General features: G+C 60.0%; 14 protein-coding genes. 9 read left to right on the top strand and 5 right to left on the bottom strand.

What is annotated here, in order from left to right:
• The first annotated feature begins 54 nt into the window (after positions 1 to 54).
• The 4 genes from FPT12_RS01025 to FPT12_RS01040 all read left to right on the top strand — a co-directional run bounded on the left by FPT12_RS01025 (position 55) and on the right by FPT12_RS01040 (position 4,167).
• Positions 55 to 1,149 (top strand): polyamine ABC transporter substrate-binding protein, encoded by a 1,095-nt coding sequence (locus FPT12_RS01025; RefSeq protein WP_145014250.1) that lies wholly within the window; start codon positions 55 to 57, stop codon positions 1,147 to 1,149.
• A gap of 71 nt (positions 1,150 to 1,220) precedes the next feature.
• Entirely contained in the window at positions 1,221 to 2,363 is a 1,143-nt protein-coding gene (locus tag FPT12_RS01030; RefSeq protein WP_123580981.1) for an ABC transporter ATP-binding protein, read from the top strand.
• A 35-nt stretch (positions 2,364 to 2,398) separates the two neighbouring features.
• Entirely contained in the window at positions 2,399 to 3,280 is an 882-nt protein-coding gene (locus FPT12_RS01035; RefSeq protein WP_173859942.1) for an ABC transporter permease subunit, read from the top strand.
• A complete protein-coding gene (locus FPT12_RS01040) occupies positions 3,277 to 4,167 on the top strand; it encodes an ABC transporter permease subunit (RefSeq protein WP_145014252.1) in 891 nt (296 codons plus the stop codon). The genes FPT12_RS01035 and FPT12_RS01040 overlap by 4 nt, the downstream gene beginning before the upstream one ends.
• Positions 4,168 to 4,288: 121 nt before the next feature.
• On the opposite strand, the gene FPT12_RS01045 is transcribed toward FPT12_RS01040, so the two are convergent.
• Both FPT12_RS01045 and FPT12_RS01050 read right to left on the bottom strand, forming a co-directional pair.
• Positions 4,289 to 6,700: a penicillin acylase family protein gene (locus FPT12_RS01045; protein WP_145014253.1), complete on the bottom strand. Its 2,412-nt coding sequence runs from the start codon at positions 6,698 to 6,700 to the stop codon at positions 4,289 to 4,291.
• Positions 6,701 to 6,802: 102 nt separating this feature from the next.
• Positions 6,803 to 7,387 carry a DUF6436 domain-containing protein gene (locus tag FPT12_RS01050; RefSeq protein WP_145014254.1) on the bottom strand — a complete coding sequence of 195 codons (585 nt, stop codon included), beginning with the start codon at positions 7,385 to 7,387 and terminating at the stop codon, positions 6,803 to 6,805.
• A 109-nt stretch (positions 7,388 to 7,496) separates the two neighbouring features.
• Between FPT12_RS01050 and FPT12_RS01055 the strand changes: the two genes are divergently transcribed.
• Positions 7,497 to 8,450: an alpha/beta hydrolase gene (locus FPT12_RS01055; RefSeq protein WP_145014255.1), complete on the top strand. Its 954-nt coding sequence runs from the start codon at positions 7,497 to 7,499 to the stop codon at positions 8,448 to 8,450.
• A gap of 120 nt (positions 8,451 to 8,570) precedes the next feature.
• Here the strand turns inward: FPT12_RS01055 and FPT12_RS01060 are convergent, their stop codons facing one another.
• Positions 8,571 to 9,323, bottom strand: a complete 753-nt coding sequence (locus FPT12_RS01060; RefSeq protein WP_145014256.1) for a DUF2059 domain-containing protein — start codon at positions 9,321 to 9,323, stop codon at positions 8,571 to 8,573.
• 132 nt (positions 9,324 to 9,455) lie between these two features.
• Between FPT12_RS01060 and FPT12_RS01065 the strand changes: the two genes are divergently transcribed.
• A complete protein-coding gene (locus tag FPT12_RS01065) occupies positions 9,456 to 10,088 on the top strand; it encodes a 2OG-Fe(II) oxygenase (protein ID WP_145014257.1) in 633 nt (210 codons plus the stop codon).
• Between the two features lie 2 nt (positions 10,089 to 10,090).
• Entirely contained in the window at positions 10,091 to 10,576 is a 486-nt protein-coding gene (locus FPT12_RS01070) for a DUF523 domain-containing protein (RefSeq protein ID WP_145014258.1), read from the top strand.
• 46 nt (positions 10,577 to 10,622) lie between these two features.
• Here FPT12_RS01070 and FPT12_RS01075 read toward each other — a convergent pair whose 3' ends face one another.
• Positions 10,623 to 11,396 carry a transporter substrate-binding domain-containing protein gene (locus tag FPT12_RS01075; protein WP_145014259.1) on the bottom strand — a complete coding sequence of 258 codons (774 nt, stop codon included), beginning with the start codon at positions 11,394 to 11,396 and terminating at the stop codon, positions 10,623 to 10,625.
• A gap of 132 nt (positions 11,397 to 11,528) precedes the next feature.
• Here FPT12_RS01075 and FPT12_RS01080 point away from each other — a divergent pair, with 132 nt between their 5' ends.
• A complete protein-coding gene (locus FPT12_RS01080) occupies positions 11,529 to 11,966 on the top strand; it encodes a DUF4399 domain-containing protein (RefSeq protein WP_145014260.1) in 438 nt (145 codons plus the stop codon).
• 61 nt (positions 11,967 to 12,027) lie between these two features.
• Here the strand turns inward: FPT12_RS01080 and serA are convergent, their stop codons facing one another.
• The gene (serA, locus tag FPT12_RS01085; RefSeq protein WP_145014261.1) at positions 12,028 to 13,257 is read right to left on the bottom strand and encodes a phosphoglycerate dehydrogenase; all 1,230 of its coding nucleotides are present in this window, start codon (positions 13,255 to 13,257) and stop codon (positions 12,028 to 12,030) included.
• A 204-nt stretch (positions 13,258 to 13,461) separates the two neighbouring features.
• On the opposite strand from serA, the gene FPT12_RS01095 reads away from it, so the two are divergent.
• Positions 13,462 to 14,856 (top strand): FAD-binding oxidoreductase, encoded by a 1,395-nt coding sequence (locus FPT12_RS01095; RefSeq protein ID WP_145014262.1) that lies wholly within the window; start codon positions 13,462 to 13,464, stop codon positions 14,854 to 14,856.
• Positions 14,857 to 14,871 lie beyond the last annotated feature (15 nt).

Here is a 14,871-nt window from a genome sequence, read left to right on the forward strand (position 1 = left end):
GGCTGTCACGTAACGCTGGGCAACTTGGGCCCAACTATTTTAGAGGACCTTCACTTGCCTGTTTCTTTATTTCGCAACGCCATGCTGGTCGGCGTCGGCCTGACGCTCGCCGTCAGCGTTCAAGCTGCGTCCACCGTGCATATTTATAACTGGTCGGATTACATCGGGCAGACCACCCTCGTCGATTTCGAAAAAGCCACTGGCGTCAAGCCGGTGTACGACGTGTTCGATTCCAACGAAACCCTGGAAGGCAAGTTGCTGGCCGGGCGTACCGGTTATGACGTGGTCGTGCCGTCCAACCACTTCCTGGGCAAGCAGATCAAGGCCGGGGCGTTCCAGAAACTCGACAAGTCGCAGTTGCCGAACTACTCCAACCTCGATCCGGTGCTGCTCAAGCGCCTGGAAATGAACGACCCTGGCAATCAGTACGCGGTGCCTTACCTGTGGGGTACCAACGGCATCGGTTACAACGTCGACAAGGTCAAGGCGGTGCTCGGCGTCGACAAGATCGATTCCTGGGCCGTGCTGTTCGAACCCGAGAACATCAAGAAACTCAGCAGTTGTGGCGTGGCCTTCCTCGACTCGGCCGACGAAATGCTGCCGACGGTCCTGAACTACATGGGCCTGAACGCCAACAGCACCAACCCGGACGACTACAAAAAGGCTGAAGCCAAGTTGCTGGCAGTGCGGCCTTATGTGACCTACTTCCACTCGTCCAAATACATCTCGGACCTGGCCAATGGCGACATCTGTGTCGCGGTCGGTTTCTCCGGGGATATTTTCCAGGCCAAGGCCCGTGCTGCCGAAGCCGGAAAAGGCGTGAGCGTTGCGTACGCGATTCCAAAGGAAGGCGGCGCGCTGTGGTTCGATATGTTGGCGATTCCCAAGGACTCCGCCAACGTCAAACAGGCCCATGCCTTCATCAACTATGTACTCAAGCCTGAAGTGATCGCTCAGGTGAGTGACGCCGTCGGCTACGCCAACCCGAACCCCGGGGCGGACAAGCTGATGGAGCAGTCGATTCGCAGCGACAAATCGGTGTATCCACCGCAAGCGGTCCTCGACAAGACCTACGTGTCGGTCGAGCTGCCGCCAACGATACAACGTTTGATGACCCGCAGCTGGACCAAGGTCAAGTCGGGTAAATAGTGACAAAGGCTCAGACTATCCAAGGTTCGCCTGTATTGGGTGAACTGCAAATTTTGTTGGGAGTTTCGTAAATGGCAGTTGCCTCCGGCGCCTATAAGAAAGCCCTCGAGGGCGACCAGACACCGAAACAGGTGCTGGTCAAAATCGACCGGGTCACGAAGAAGTTCGACGAGACGATTGCCGTGGACGATGTGTCCCTGGAAATCAGGAAAGGCGAGATCTTCGCCTTGCTCGGCGGTTCGGGATCGGGCAAATCGACCTTGCTGCGCATGCTGGCAGGATTCGAACGGCCCACGGAGGGGCGCATTTTCCTCGACGGCGTAGACATCACCGAGATGCCGCCATACGAGCGTCCGATCAACATGATGTTCCAGTCCTACGCCTTGTTCCCGCACATGACTGTGGCGCAGAACATCGCCTTCGGCTTGAAGCAGGACAAGATCCCGGCAGCTGAAGTCGACGCCCGCGTGACCGAAATGCTCAAGCTGGTGCAGATGAGCCAGTACGCCAAGCGCAAGCCGCACCAGCTCTCTGGTGGTCAGCGTCAGCGTGTTGCGCTGGCCCGTTCCCTGGCCAAGCGTCCGAAGCTGTTGTTGCTCGATGAGCCAATGGGCGCACTGGACAAAAAACTGCGCTCGCAAATGCAACTCGAACTGGTGGAAATCATCGAGCGCGTCGGCGTGACCTGCGTGATGGTGACCCACGACCAGGAAGAGGCCATGACCATGGCCGAGCGCATCGCGATCATGCACCTGGGCTGGATCGCCCAGATCGGCAGCCCGATTGACATCTACGAAACCCCTACCAGCCGCCTGGTTTGCGAGTTTATCGGCAACGTCAACATCTTCGAAGGCGAAGTGGTGGACGATGCCGAGGGCCATGCGCTGATTACCTGCAAGGACCTGGACCGCAACATCTATGTGGGTCACGGCATCAGCACCTCGGTGCAAGACAAGTCGGTGACCTACGCGATTCGTCCGGAAAAACTGCTGGTGACAGCAGAAATGCCGACCTGCGAACACAACTGGTCGAGCGGCAAGGTCCACGACATCGCCTACCTCGGTGGGCATTCGGTGTTCTACGTCGAACTGCCGAGCGGCAAGATCGTGCAGTCGTTCGTGGCCAACGCCGAACGTCGTGGCCAGCGCCCTACCTGGGGCGATCAGGTTTATGTCTGGTGGGAAGATGACAGCGGCGTGGTATTGCGCTCATGAACACACGAAAGCTCACGCGGCAACTCAGTCGAATAATTCCCGCGGGTCGTCATCTGGTTATCGGGGTCCCGTTCCTCTGGCTGTTCATGTTCTTCATGCTGCCGTTCTTCATCGTCCTGAAGATCAGCTTCGCCGAAGCCGACGTGGCCATTCCGCCGTACACCGAGATCTACAGCTACGTCGATCAGAAGGTCCAGTTGCTGCTGAACCTGGGCAACTACACGATGCTGGGCGGCGACGAGTTGTACATCGCCGCCTATCTTGGCTCGCTGAAGATGGCGCTGTTCAGCACCATTCTTTGCCTGCTGATCGGCTACCCGATGGCCTACGCCATTGCCAGTGCGCGCAAAGAGATACAGACGGTGCTGGTGTTGCTGATCATGATGCCGACCTGGACCGCCATCCTGATCCGCGTGTATGCGTGGATGGGCATCCTCAGCAACAACGGCCTGCTCAACGGCTTCCTGATGTCGATGGGCTGGATCAATGAGCCGCTGCAGATCCTCAACACCAACCTGGCGGTCTATATCGGCGTGGTCTATTCGTACCTGCCGTTCATGATCCTGCCGCTGTACGCCAACCTGGTGAAGCACGACAACAGTTTGCTGGAAGCCGCTTCAGACCTGGGTTCGAGTACCTTCAACAGCTTCTGGAAGATCACTGTTCCGTTGTCGAAAAACGGCATCATCGCTGGCTGTATGCTGGTGTTCATCCCGGTGGTGGGTGAGTTCGTGATCCCGGAACTGCTCGGTGGCCCGGAAACCCTGATGATCGGTAAAGTGCTCTGGCAAGAGTTCTTCAACAACCGTGACTGGCCGGTGGCGTCTGCCTTGGCGGTGGTGATGCTGGCGATCCTGATTGTGCCGATCATTCTGTTCAACCGCAGTCAGGCCAAGGAAATGGAGGGTAAAGAATGAAGCGCTTCCGTTTCTCCAGCCTGATGCTGGTGCTCGGCCTGTTGTTCATCTACCTGCCGATGCTGATTCTGGTGATCTACTCGTTCAACGCCTCGAAACTGGTGACGGTCTGGGGTGGCTGGTCGGTGAAGTGGTACGTCGGCCTGCTGGACAACACCCAACTGATGGGTTCGGTGCTGCGCTCGCTGGAAATCGCCTGCTACACCGCGATTGCCGCCGTAGCGCTGGGCACCCTCGCCGCCTTCGTGCTGACCCGCGTGACCCGCTTCAAGGGTCGCACGCTGTTCGGTGGCCTGGTCACCGCGCCGTTGGTGATGCCGGAAGTGATCACTGGTCTGTCGCTGTTGCTGCTGTTCGTGGCGATGGCGCAGATGATCGGCTGGCCGCAGGAACGTGGCATCGTCACCATCTGGATCGCCCACACCACGTTCTGCGCCGCTTATGTGGCGGTGGTGGTGTCGGCACGTTTGCGTGAGCTGGACCTGTCCATCGAAGAGGCGGCCATGGACCTCGGTGCGCGGCCGTGGAAGGTGTTCTTCCTGATCACCATCCCGATGATCGCGCCCTCGCTGGCCGCCGGCGGCATGATGTCGTTCGCCCTGTCGCTGGACGATCTGGTGCTGGCGAGCTTCGTCTCCGGCCCGGGTTCCACGACCTTGCCGATGGAAGTGTTCTCGGCTGTGCGCCTGGGCGTGAAACCCGAGATCAACGCCGTGGCCAGCCTGATTCTGCTGGCGGTGTCGATCATGACCTTCCTGGTCTGGTTCTTCAGCCGCCGTGCTGAAGAAAGTCGCAAGCGTGCGATCCAGCAAGCCATCGAAGAGGGCGCAGCGGACTCCTGGAAACAACCGGACGTACGCCGCGCACAGGCGCCAGAAGCGGCTTAACCCCGGCAAGATGATCGTTCCCACGCTCTGCGTGGGAACGCATCCTGTGACGCTCCGCGTCACGCTTCAACGGCGGACGCAGAGCGTCCATGGCGGCAGCCCGACCAACAGAAATCTCGAGCTACTGCGCCACCCGCGCCGGCAACAGCTTCAGGGTGCTGCGGGTGTTGGCCGTGACCTCTTCCTCGTTGAAATGCGCCTCCTGGTAGACACCTTCGATATAGGCTTCGGCCTGGTCATCGTAGTGTGAATCGAACGGCACGCCGCTTTGGCCGACCGGGTTGATGGTCAGGCCGTGCGCCGGGTCGGCGAAGTCGATGATCCGTCGGGTCGACGGGCCGTAGGTTACCGGCCATGGCGCCGGGCCGATTTTTGCCGAGAGGTTGTTTGGCACTTCGTGGCTGCCGGGGGCCTCGAACGGGCCGACGTTGAAGATCCGATCCAGCGGCTTTTGCATGCCCAGCGGATGGCCGTGGGTCAGGGTGTGGGCATCGCCCCATAGCCATTGCGCCGGGTCAGGGCCGAGGGTGGTTTTCAGGTGGGCGATACTGGCCTGCCACGCAGCTTTGACGATGTCGGCGCGGGTTTCCTTGCCGAGTGTGTTGCGGTTGTCCCACCACGGCGAATCCGCGGAGGCAGCCAGCCGGGGCAACGCGGCATCGATCACGCGGGTCGAGAGCAGGGTCTCGAAAAAGCTGTCGCCGAGTTCGTCGTGCAGTGCGCCATCGGCGAGGTTGAACAGGAACTGGTTGAACAGTGTGGCGCTGGTGGAGTTCACCGGGTAATCGCCTTTCCACTTGGCCAGTTGCTCCACCAGTTGCAGCTCTTGCGGGTCGCTGACCACCTCACGCAGTACCGGCAACAGCGGCGCCAGCAGGCGAGGACCGTAGTCGGTGGTGGTGCCCAGTTGCAGTTTCTGGCTGGCGTCGATGTTCCACTTCACGCTCTTGTCGCTGAGCTGGCGGTTGAGCTGCTGACCGCGATCCGGCAGGTTGTAGTAGCCAGGGATCTCCATGCCTGTCGGCGAAACCGGCTGGAAGTTGGCCGAGACGATGTAGCCGCGCGCCGGGTTTTCTTCCTGCGGGTTGGCGCTGAACGGGTAGAAACCTTCCTTGTCAGCCTGATTGGTGCTGCCGTCGAGTATGAACCACGGTTTGACCCCGGCCGGACGTTTGGGCAGTTGTGCCGCCGCCCACCAGCCAATGTCACCCTTGGCATTGGCCCAGACGATGTTCAGCCCCGGCGCATGAACCTTGGTTGCCGCCGCGCGGGCCTTGGCCAGGGTGTCGGCACGATTGAGCTGGTAGAAGCCTTCGAGGATCGGGTTCTGGGTTTCGAGGAACGCCCACCACATGGCGATCGGTGTCTTGCCGACGCTGGCACCGAGCACGTCGTTGATGATCGGGCCGTGGGGCGATTGACGCAGGATCAACGTGACCGCTGCCTGGCCCTTCACGGCAATCTGCTGCTCGGTGTTGACCAAGTCGACCCACTTGCCGTGATACCAGACCTGGTTGGCGTTGTCCGGGTTGACCTTCTCGGCGATCAGGTCGAGGTCGTCGTTCTGGAACATGGTCAGGCTCCAGCCGAAGTCCAGGTTGTGGCCGAGGAAGGCAAAAGGCACCAGGGCCTGATGCTGCCCGTAGAGCTCGAAACCTGGCGCCGAGAGTTGCGCTTCGTACCACACCGACGGCGTCGAAAAACGAATGTGCGGATCACCGGCCAGCAGCGGTTTGCCGCTTTGGGTGCGAGTGCCGGAAATCACCCAGGCGTTACTGCCTTCGAACTGCGGCAGGCCGTTGTCGGCCAGTGCTTGCTCACTCAGGCGCGCAATGGCGTTGAGGTCTTTCCAGTCAGCGGTGGAGAGCACCGGGGCTTTGCTGGACTGACGTTTGGCCAGCACGCCTTTGGGTTGCCAATCGAGGTCGAAGATATTCAGGTAATCGCTGCCCAGTTGATCGCGCACATAGGTCAGTAACGGTTCGGTGCGAAACGCCGCGGCAAAGCTGTAGGCCATGTAGCCGGCGACGCTGACGCTGTCTTCAGCAGTGAACGCGCGTTTGCGGATGCCCAGCACATCGAATTCTATCGGCGCTGCGTGGGTGTCCTGATACTGGTTGATCCCGTCCAGATAAGCTTGCAGGGCCTTCCACGCCGCAGACTGGCGGTCGAGTGCGGCCACGTAGCTTTCGGCGCGCTCGCGGATGCGCAGGCTGCGGAACAGTTTGTCGGTGTCGATCAGTTTCGGCCCGAGGACTTCGGCCAGCTCGCCACGGGCCAGGCGGCGCATGGCTTCCATCTGGAACAGCCGGTCCTGGGCGTGTACGTAACCGAGGGCGCGATAGAGGTCGGTTTCGTTCTCGGCGCGAATATGCGGCACGCCGCGTTCGTCGTAGCGCACCGTCACCGAGCCTTGCAGGCGTTGCAACTCCACCTGGCCTTGACGCGTCGGTTGCTTGCTGTACACATACCAGCCACCGCCTGCCGCGAGGACGACAAGTAGCAGGGCCAATAGGGTCAGGACGCGTTTCATGGTGACTCCTTGTTCTTCGGGGTTGTCGCCAGCCTGGGGCGTCAAGATTTAGCACAGACCTCGTGCGTCGGGCATTACCTTGCTCGAATAGTCCGGAATGCCTTAGTGAGTTTCATCCGTCTTCGCCCATGGACAGTAGCAGCCCACCGCGAGGGTATGTGTGGCGCTCACCGGGCGGTCTTCGCTCAGTGCCTGGAGGATCGGTTCGATAAAGCTGTTGCTGGAGTTGCAGGTCAGGCCTTCGCTGTAGGGCCCGAAATACGCCAGCTTGCCGCTGCGGTCCCAGATCGCGACCGCTGGGCTGGCGGGGATTTGTTCGGAGCCTGGCAAGGTATCGAGGGTTTTCAGGCGGCTCAAGGTACTGGGTAACTGACCCTGGCTGCCGGGCTTTTGGATGGCATAGAACTCAACGCCTTGCGGCACAAAATGTTCAAGCAGTTCGGCCAGGTGCTGTTGATTGCCGACGTTGCACGGGCAGGCCGGGTCCCAGAAATGCACGACCCGAATCGCACCGGGGCCTGCCAGGTTGGCGGGAAGGTTCAGCGGATCGCCTGAAAACAACGCCGTGTGTGAGCTGAACGTTCGCAGGTAGCGTCCCTGAAACCAGTCATAGGCGGTCCACAACACGCCGGCACACACAAGGGCGAGCAGACTGGCAAGCAGTGTCGTGCGGTAGTGCGGGCGCATACGGAACCATCCTCGAAGGTCGCGTAGCTTGCCATGCTTGCCGCGACAGATGAATATCGCAGGCCCATAAAGTCTGTTTTGCGCACTGCGCTTTGCCTGGAACCCCGTGATGCCTGCCACCTTCGACCCCGATCATCTGCGTGCCAGCCTGCGGCCTTTGGCCGAGGCGCAGCCGTTGTCGGAGGAAGCGCAGGCTTATCAGCATTTTTACGGGCTGGATTTCCCGCAGCGCAGCGTCCCGGTCAAACGCGGGCTCGGCAGCTTCAAGGTCGGTGACTATCAGTTGGTCAGCCAGGTCTGGTGGCCGCAGCGGGCGGTGGCGACGATGTTCCTGTTCCATGGTTTCTACGATCACATGGGCCTTTACCGGCATGTGATCGAATGGGCGCTGGATCAGGGGTTCGTGGTGATCGCCTGTGATTTGCCGGGGCATGGGTTGTCCAGCGGCGCGCGCGCGAGCATCGAGGATTTCGCTGAGTATCAAGCGGCGCTGCAAGGGTTGTTTGCTGAGGCGCGGTCGCTGGACCTGCCGCAACCGTGGCACCTCTGTGGGCAGAGTACGGGCGGCGCAATTGTCATCGACCATGTGTTGAACGCTGGCGCGGACAGCCCCGCGCAAGGGCAGGTGGTACTGCTTGCGCCGCTGGTTCGGCCGCGCTCCTGGGGCTGGTCGCACTTCAGCTATTACCTGATGAAGCCTTTCGTCAAAGGCATCGCCCGGCGTTTCAGCGAGAACACCAATGACCCGGCGTTCTTGCCATTCCTGCAAGCCGATCCGCTGCAACCGCTGCGTTTGCCGAGCGTGTGGGTCGGGGCGCTGGCGCGGTGGATCAAGCGCATTGAAGCGGCTCCGCGCAGCAGTCGTCGGCCACTGATCGTCCAGGGGCAAGCGGACATGACGGTGGATTGGGAGCACAACCTTGAAGTGCTGGGGAGCAAGTTCGACCGGCCGCAGGTGTTGAAACTGCCCGAAGCCCGCCATCATCTGGCAAATGAAATCCCGGCGTTGCGCGAGGAGTATTTCGGTTTTTTGACCAAGCGCATTAAAGGGCGAAATCTTTAGCGACTGTTATGACGCCATCGCGAGCAGGCTCGCTCCCACATTGGACCGAGTCGTCAGTAAATACGCGGTTAATTGTGGGAGCGAGCTTGCTCGCGATGGCGATCTCCCAGACGCAGAAGCTTACTGGCTAAGGCTCGAGGTACTTTGCCCCACCGCCAACCCCGCCCGAATCGCTGCCAGCGCCGCCCGGTAATAGGCCTTGCCTTCAGAGGACTCGGCAAAGGTGGCGAACTCCTCGAGTTCGTCATCCGATAAGCCGCGATAGACATACAGCAACGTGTTGTTCAGGTCGGAGCCGATCTGATCCATCAAGCGCTGACGCTGGCCGTCCAGCATGCCTTGGGCCTGACCGCCGCCGAGCAGGCCGGGGATCATCTGGCTCAGGCTGTCGGCCGCTACGCCGGCAATCGCCAGGCTGACTTCGGCTCCGGCTTCGCGCGCTGGCAGTGCCTGGGCCAAATGGCCAATGATCAACTGACGGGTGTCGCTGGCTTCGATTTTCGGCAGGCCTTTGGCGTTCTTCGCCAACTGGTCGCGGCGGGTCGCCAGCAGTTCGGCGGCGATGATCTTGCGCCCCAGTGGCGACTGGAAAAACGCCAGTGCAGGTGCAGGGTCGGCGAGGTTTTTGCGCAGTTGCGCTTCGGCTCGATGGTCCATGGCTTGCGGGGCAAAGCGCTGGTTGCTGTTACTGACCAGCGCCTGAAACACCGCGGGCGGCAGGCTGCTTTGGTAGCGTTGCTGGGCGGCAGTGAGGGCATCGTTAAAATGCGCGCGTTGGTCTGGCCAACCGGCGACCTTGTACAACTGGTCGTGGCCGTCTGCCCAAGCGGGCAAAGTGCAGAGTATCAACAGTGAAAAAAGCAAACGGCGCATAAGAACTCCTGTCGGCAGGCGACTATTCTCCGGGGGCGGCCGCAGGTTGTCGAGAATTCGTATCAGGTTCGTCAGCTTATCCGACAATCCTCCGCTACACGGCTCTGTCGGATTTTCTGGCGCAGGAATACTATGCGCGCCATGCAAATACCCTCTGATCACCCGCTGCTGTTACGTATCGTCGACGACCTGGCTACACATGGCTGGTCGCAGCAGAATATTTTCCTGCCCCAGGCTCTGACCCTGGAACTGGCGGCTGAGTGCCGTAAACGTGCAGCCGAGGGTGAACTGGCGCCAGCGGCAGTGGGGCGCGGGCCTTTCTCGGAGATTCGCGAAGGCATTCGTGGCGACCATATTCAGTGGCTTGAGCCCGGGCAAGACGAGGCCTGCGACAGCTATCTGGGGTTGATGGACAGCCTGCGTGAGGCGATGAACCGTGGGTTGTTTCTCGGTCTTGAGGATTTCGAGAGCCATTTCGCGCTTTATCCGCCGGGCGCGTTCTACCGCAAGCACGTCGACCGCTTTCGCGACGACGACCGGCGCATGGTGTCGGCGGTCATCTACCTCAATGAAGCCTGGCTGCCGGAGCATGGCGGCCAGTTGCGGATGTACCTGGAGGAGGGCAGAGAGCACGATGTGGTACCCACTGGAGGTTGCCTGGTGGTGTTCCTGTCGGGCGAGGTGCCCCATGAAGTCCTGCCCGCGACCCGCGAGCGCCTGTCATTGACGGGCTGGTTTCGCCGGCGCGGCGACGAGCCATTCTGATCATGCAGAAAATTCTGGTGAGTCGTTGTCTGCTGGGCCATCGCGTGCGTTACGACGGCGAGGCCAGCGGGCCGTTCAATCAGCTGGAACAGTGGATCGCTGAAGGTCGGGTGATCCCCTTGTGCCCGGAAGTCGCGGGCGGTTTGCCAACGCCACGGGCCGCCGCCGAGATTCCGGGTGGGCAGGGCGTTCAGGTGCTCGACGGTACTGCGCGGGTCATGACGACTGAGGGCGAGGACGTCAGTGCCGAGTTTCTCTCGGGCGCCCATCAGGCTCTGGACCTGGTCCGAAAACACGCCATTCGCATCGCCGTGCTCAAGGCCAATAGTCCGTCCTGCGGCAATCGGCTGACTTATGACGGGACCTTCAGTGGGGTCAAAGTCAGCGGCGAGGGCGTCACTGCCGCCTTGTTGATTCGCAATGGGGTGCTGGTATTCAGCGAGCTGGAGTTGCCTGAGGCTGCGCTCGCATTGGCAGTATTGTCCTAAGACATTGATCGTTCTCACTCAGAGCGTGGGGGCGATCATTTCTATATCAAGGTTTCGGCGGCTGGCTCGCGTCCATGCCGAACCATTTCTCCGACAGCGTCATCAATCGGCCGTCCGCCTTGATCCGTTGCAGGGCCCGGTCGAGGCTGGCCTGGAATGCCGGGTTACCTTTCTGAAACGGTATCGCCAGGCTCAAGGTCGGACCGACCTTGGCCCCTTCTTTTACCGGCAAACGACTGTCGCGGATGGCGTAGGGGATCAGCAAGCGATCGCTGATGGCTGCGTCGATCTGTTTGTCAGCCACATCCTTTAGCGGCTGCTGCGCATCGGGATAGCTGCGCAGGTCAATGCCTTCAACACCGCGCGCCTGTTCGACGAACTGACTGCCTTGCGCCACGCCCAGGGCCTGGCCCTTGAGTGCCTGCAAAGTGCCGAGCGGGCGTTGTTCTTCCTGGCGCACGATCAATTGTGCGCTTGAATAACTGTAAGGCTCGCTGAAGTCGAAACGATCCTTGAGCTCCGCAGTCAGTGCTATGTGGTTGATGGCGACGTCGTACTTGCCACTCTCGACCCCCGGCAACAGATCGGTTGAATCGGTGACAACGAAGTCGGCGCGCACATCCAGTTCGTTGGCCAGCAGTTGGCCCAGTTCGACTTCGAAGCCGCTGAGCTTGCCGTCTTCCTTGAAATTGAAGGGTGGCGTGTTGGCTTCAAGCGCAATGCGCAACTCGCCACGGTCGTTTACATCGTCGATCAGTTCAGCGTGAGCAAAAGGGCTCACAAGGGGCAGCAACAGTGTCAGGCCAGGCAGAAAGCGCATGGTCACTCCTTGAGTTCATTATGTGCGGCGCGCTGTTTCGGTGCGCTTTGCTATGGTGTTGAGGTGCTTCGACAACGAATCGCTATGAAGTTGTCACAACCGTAAAGATTAAGTTCAAAACTGGAGAAAAGAATGAAAACCTTTATGTCACGTGCAGTTCTCGCCGGTCTGATGCTCAGCGCTTCGATGCTGGCGAGTGCCGCGGACGTCCCCCGCACCAAGGCCCCTGCGGGTGCGAAGGTGTATATCGTCTCTCCGGCGGACGGTGCCACGGTGGGTGAGTCGTTCAAGGTAAGATTCGCGGTTGAGGGCATTGCTCTGGCTCCGGCCGGTGATCAGACCGCACACACCGGTCACCATCACCTGCTGATCGACGTCGACAAGTTGCCGGCCGAGAACATGCCGATTCCGGCGGACGCCAACCACCTGCACTTCGGCAAGGCGCAAACCGAAGCCGACATCAAACTGGCCCCAGGCAAGCACACCTTGCAACTGGAGCTGGGCGACAAGAACCACGTGCCGTTCGATCCGCCGATTCTCTCGAAAAAAATCACCGTGACTGTAAAGTAAGTTTTTTCCAGGCATGAAAAAGGGAGACCCGAGGGTCTCCCTTTTTATTGACGCTTGAGCGTTAGAACAACACGCGGCAACGGATGGTGCCGTTGATGTGCTGCAGCTTCTCTTGCGCCAGGTCCGAGTATTCGGCGTCGACATCGATCACGACGTAGCCGACTTTCTCGTTGGTCTGCAGGAACTGACCGGAAATGTTGATACCGTTTTCGGCGAAGACCTTGTTGATCTCGCTGAGTACACCCGGAATGTTCTGGTGAATGTGCAGCAGACGGTGCTTGCCAGGGTGAGCCGGCAGGGCCACTTCCGGGAAGTTGACCGAGGACACCGACGTACCGTTGTCGCTGTACTTGACCAGTTTCTCAGCGACTTCCAGGCCGATGTTGGCCTGTGCTTCGGCAGTGGAACCACCGATGTGCGGGGTCAGGATCACGTTGTCCAGGCCACGCAGCGGGCTTTCGAACTCTTCTTCGTTGGAACGTGGCTCCACCGGGAATACGTCGATGGCCGCGCCGATCAGGTGCTGGTCCTTGATCGCGTCCGCCAAGGCGTCCAGTTCGACCACGGTGCCGCGAGCGGCGTTGATCAGGATGCCGCCTTTCTTGATGGCGCGGATTTCTTTCTCACCCATCATCCACTGGGTAGCGGCGGTTTCCGGTACGTGCAGCGAGACGATGTCGGACATCGCCAGCAGCTCGTGCAGATTGCCGACCTGAGTGGCGTTACCCAGTGGCAGTTTGGTGATGGTGTCGTAGAAGTACACCTGCATGCCCAGGCCTTCAGCCAGGACCGACAGTTGAGTACCGATCGAGCCGTAACCGACGATACCCAGCTTCTTGCCGCGGATTTCGAAGGAGTTGGCCGCGCTTTTGATCCAGCCGCCACGGTGGCAGGAAGCGTTCTTCTCAGGGATGCCGCGCAGCAACAGGATCGCTTCAGCCAGCACCAGCTCGGCCACCGAACGGGTGTTGGAGTACGGAGCGTTGAAGACAGCGATGCCGCGTTCGCGAGCAGCGTTGAGGTCGACCTGGTTGGTGCCGATGCAGAAACAGCCTACAGCCACCAGTTTCTTCGCGTGATCGAAGATTTCTTCAGTCAGTTGAGTGCGGGAGCGAATGCCGATGAAGTGCGCATCAGCGATCTTTTCCTTCAGCTGGGCTTCCGGCAGAGAACCCGTCAGGTACTCGATGCTGGTGTAGCCCGCCGCCTTGAGGACGTCGACAGCCGATTGGTGGACGCCTTCGAGAAGAAGGAACTTGATCTTGCTCTTATCGAGAGAAGTCTTGCTCATCTGCGTAAACCTGTGTCCCGGAGAAAAATGGCAGGGAAGTAGTCAGCAGACGCTGACCCGGACGGCAGGAACGCCGTCGCCACAGAACAGCCTTTGGGCACTATCCTGCGGGGGCGGTATGCTAGCATATGCACCCCGCAAACACTCATTCCTGCGACGTGAAGCGTACTCAGGATGACCATGAATTGTTCGAGAGTTCTGTCGATGACCAATCCCGCCCTGATTGAAGAGCTGAAGACCCTGGTTGAGCCTGGCAAGGTGCTGACCGATGCCGACTCCCTGAATGCTTATGGTAAGGATTGGACCAAGCATTTCGCCCCGGCCCCGACGGCCATCGTGTTCCCCAAGACCACCGAGCAGGTCCAGGCCATCGTCCGTTGGGCGAATGAGCACAAGATTGCGCTGGTACCGTCTGGCGGACGCACCGGGCTGTCGGCTGCTGCCGTGGCGGCCAATGGCGAAGTGGTGGTTTCCTTCGACTATATGAACCAGATCCTCGACGTGAACCTGACCGATCGTACTGCTGTGTGCCAGCCAGGTGTGGTCACGGAACAACTGCAAAACCGCGCCGAAGAGCACGGTTTGTACTATCCGGTGGACTTCGCTTCTGCAGGTTCCAGCCAGATTGGCGGCAATATCGGCACCAATGCCGGCGGGATCAAGGTGATTCGCTACGGCATGACCCGTAACTGGGTCGCCGGCATGAAAGTCGTGACTGGCAAGGGCGACCTGCTGGAACTGAACCGCGACCTGATCAAGAACGCTACCGGTTACGACCTCCGTCAGCTGTTCATCGGCGCCGAAGGCACCTTGGGTTTTGTGGTCGAAGCGACCATGCGCCTTGATCGCGCCCCGAAAAACCTCACCGCGATGGTCCTCGGCACCGCCGATTTCGACTCGATCATGCCGGTGTTGCACGCCTTCCAGAATAAGCTCGACCTGACTGCGTTCGAATTCTTCTCCGACAAAGCGCTGGCCAAAGTCCTCGCACGCGGCGACGTACCGGCACCGTTCGAATCCGATTGCCCGTTCTACGCGCTGCTGGAATTCGAAGCGACCACCGAAGAAGTAGCCAACCATGCGCTGGAAACCTTCGAACACTGCGTCGAAGAGGGCTGGGTGCTGGATGGCGTGATGAGCCAGAGCGAATCCCAACTGCAAAACCTCTGGAAGCTGCGCGAATACATTTCCGAAACCATTTCCCACTGGACGCCGTACAAGAACGACATTTCGGTCACTGTGTCGAAAGTCCCGGCGTTCCTGAAGGAAATCGACGCGATCGTCGGCGAACACTACCCGGACTTCGAAATCGTCTGGTTCGGTCACATCGGCGACGGCAACCTGCACTTGAACATCCTCAAGCCAGAGAACCTCAGCAAGGACGAGTTCTTCGCCAAGTGCGCGACCGTCAACAAGTGGGTGTTCGAAACCGTCGAGAAGTACAACGGCTCGATCTCGGCCGAGCACGGCGTGGGCATGACCAAGCGTGATTACTTGACCTACAGCCGTTCACCGGTTGAGATCGAGTACATGAAAGCGGTCAAGGCGGTGTTCGACCCGAACGGCATCATGAACCCGGGCAAAATCTTCGCTGTTTGAAGTCGCTGTCCCTGA

It is taken from the genome of Pseudomonas sp. H3(2019), assembly GCF_007713465.1.
In the GTDB taxonomy this organism is placed as follows: Bacteria; Pseudomonadota; Gammaproteobacteria; order Pseudomonadales; family Pseudomonadaceae; genus Aquipseudomonas.

Bases quoted from the DNA above. Each gene is read 5' to 3' on its own strand.
- FPT12_RS01050 (WP_145014254.1), bottom strand. From the start codon at position 7,387: ATGCGCCCGCACTACCGCACGACACTGCTTGCCAGTCTGCTCGCCCTT.
- FPT12_RS01030 (WP_123580981.1), top strand. From the start codon at position 1,221: ATGGCAGTTGCCTCCGGCGCCTATAAGAAAGCCCTCGAGGGCGACCAG.
- FPT12_RS01070 (WP_145014258.1), top strand. From the start codon at position 10,091: ATGCAGAAAATTCTGGTGAGTCGTTGTCTGCTGGGCCATCGCGTGCGT.
- FPT12_RS01080 (WP_145014260.1), top strand. From the start codon at position 11,529: ATGAAAACCTTTATGTCACGTGCAGTTCTCGCCGGTCTGATGCTCAGC.
- FPT12_RS01055 (WP_145014255.1), top strand. From the start codon at position 7,497: ATGCCTGCCACCTTCGACCCCGATCATCTGCGTGCCAGCCTGCGGCCT.
- FPT12_RS01075 (WP_145014259.1), bottom strand. From the start codon at position 11,396: ATGCGCTTTCTGCCTGGCCTGACACTGTTGCTGCCCCTTGTGAGCCCT.
- FPT12_RS01045 (WP_145014253.1), bottom strand. From the start codon at position 6,700: ATGAAACGCGTCCTGACCCTATTGGCCCTGCTACTTGTCGTCCTCGCG.
- FPT12_RS01040 (WP_145014252.1), top strand. From the start codon at position 3,277: ATGAAGCGCTTCCGTTTCTCCAGCCTGATGCTGGTGCTCGGCCTGTTG.
- FPT12_RS01065 (WP_145014257.1), top strand. From the start codon at position 9,456: ATGCGCGCCATGCAAATACCCTCTGATCACCCGCTGCTGTTACGTATC.
- FPT12_RS01095 (WP_145014262.1), top strand. From the start codon at position 13,462: ATGACCAATCCCGCCCTGATTGAAGAGCTGAAGACCCTGGTTGAGCCT.
- serA (WP_145014261.1), bottom strand. From the start codon at position 13,257: ATGAGCAAGACTTCTCTCGATAAGAGCAAGATCAAGTTCCTTCTTCTC.
- FPT12_RS01060 (WP_145014256.1), bottom strand. From the start codon at position 9,323: ATGCGCCGTTTGCTTTTTTCACTGTTGATACTCTGCACTTTGCCCGCT.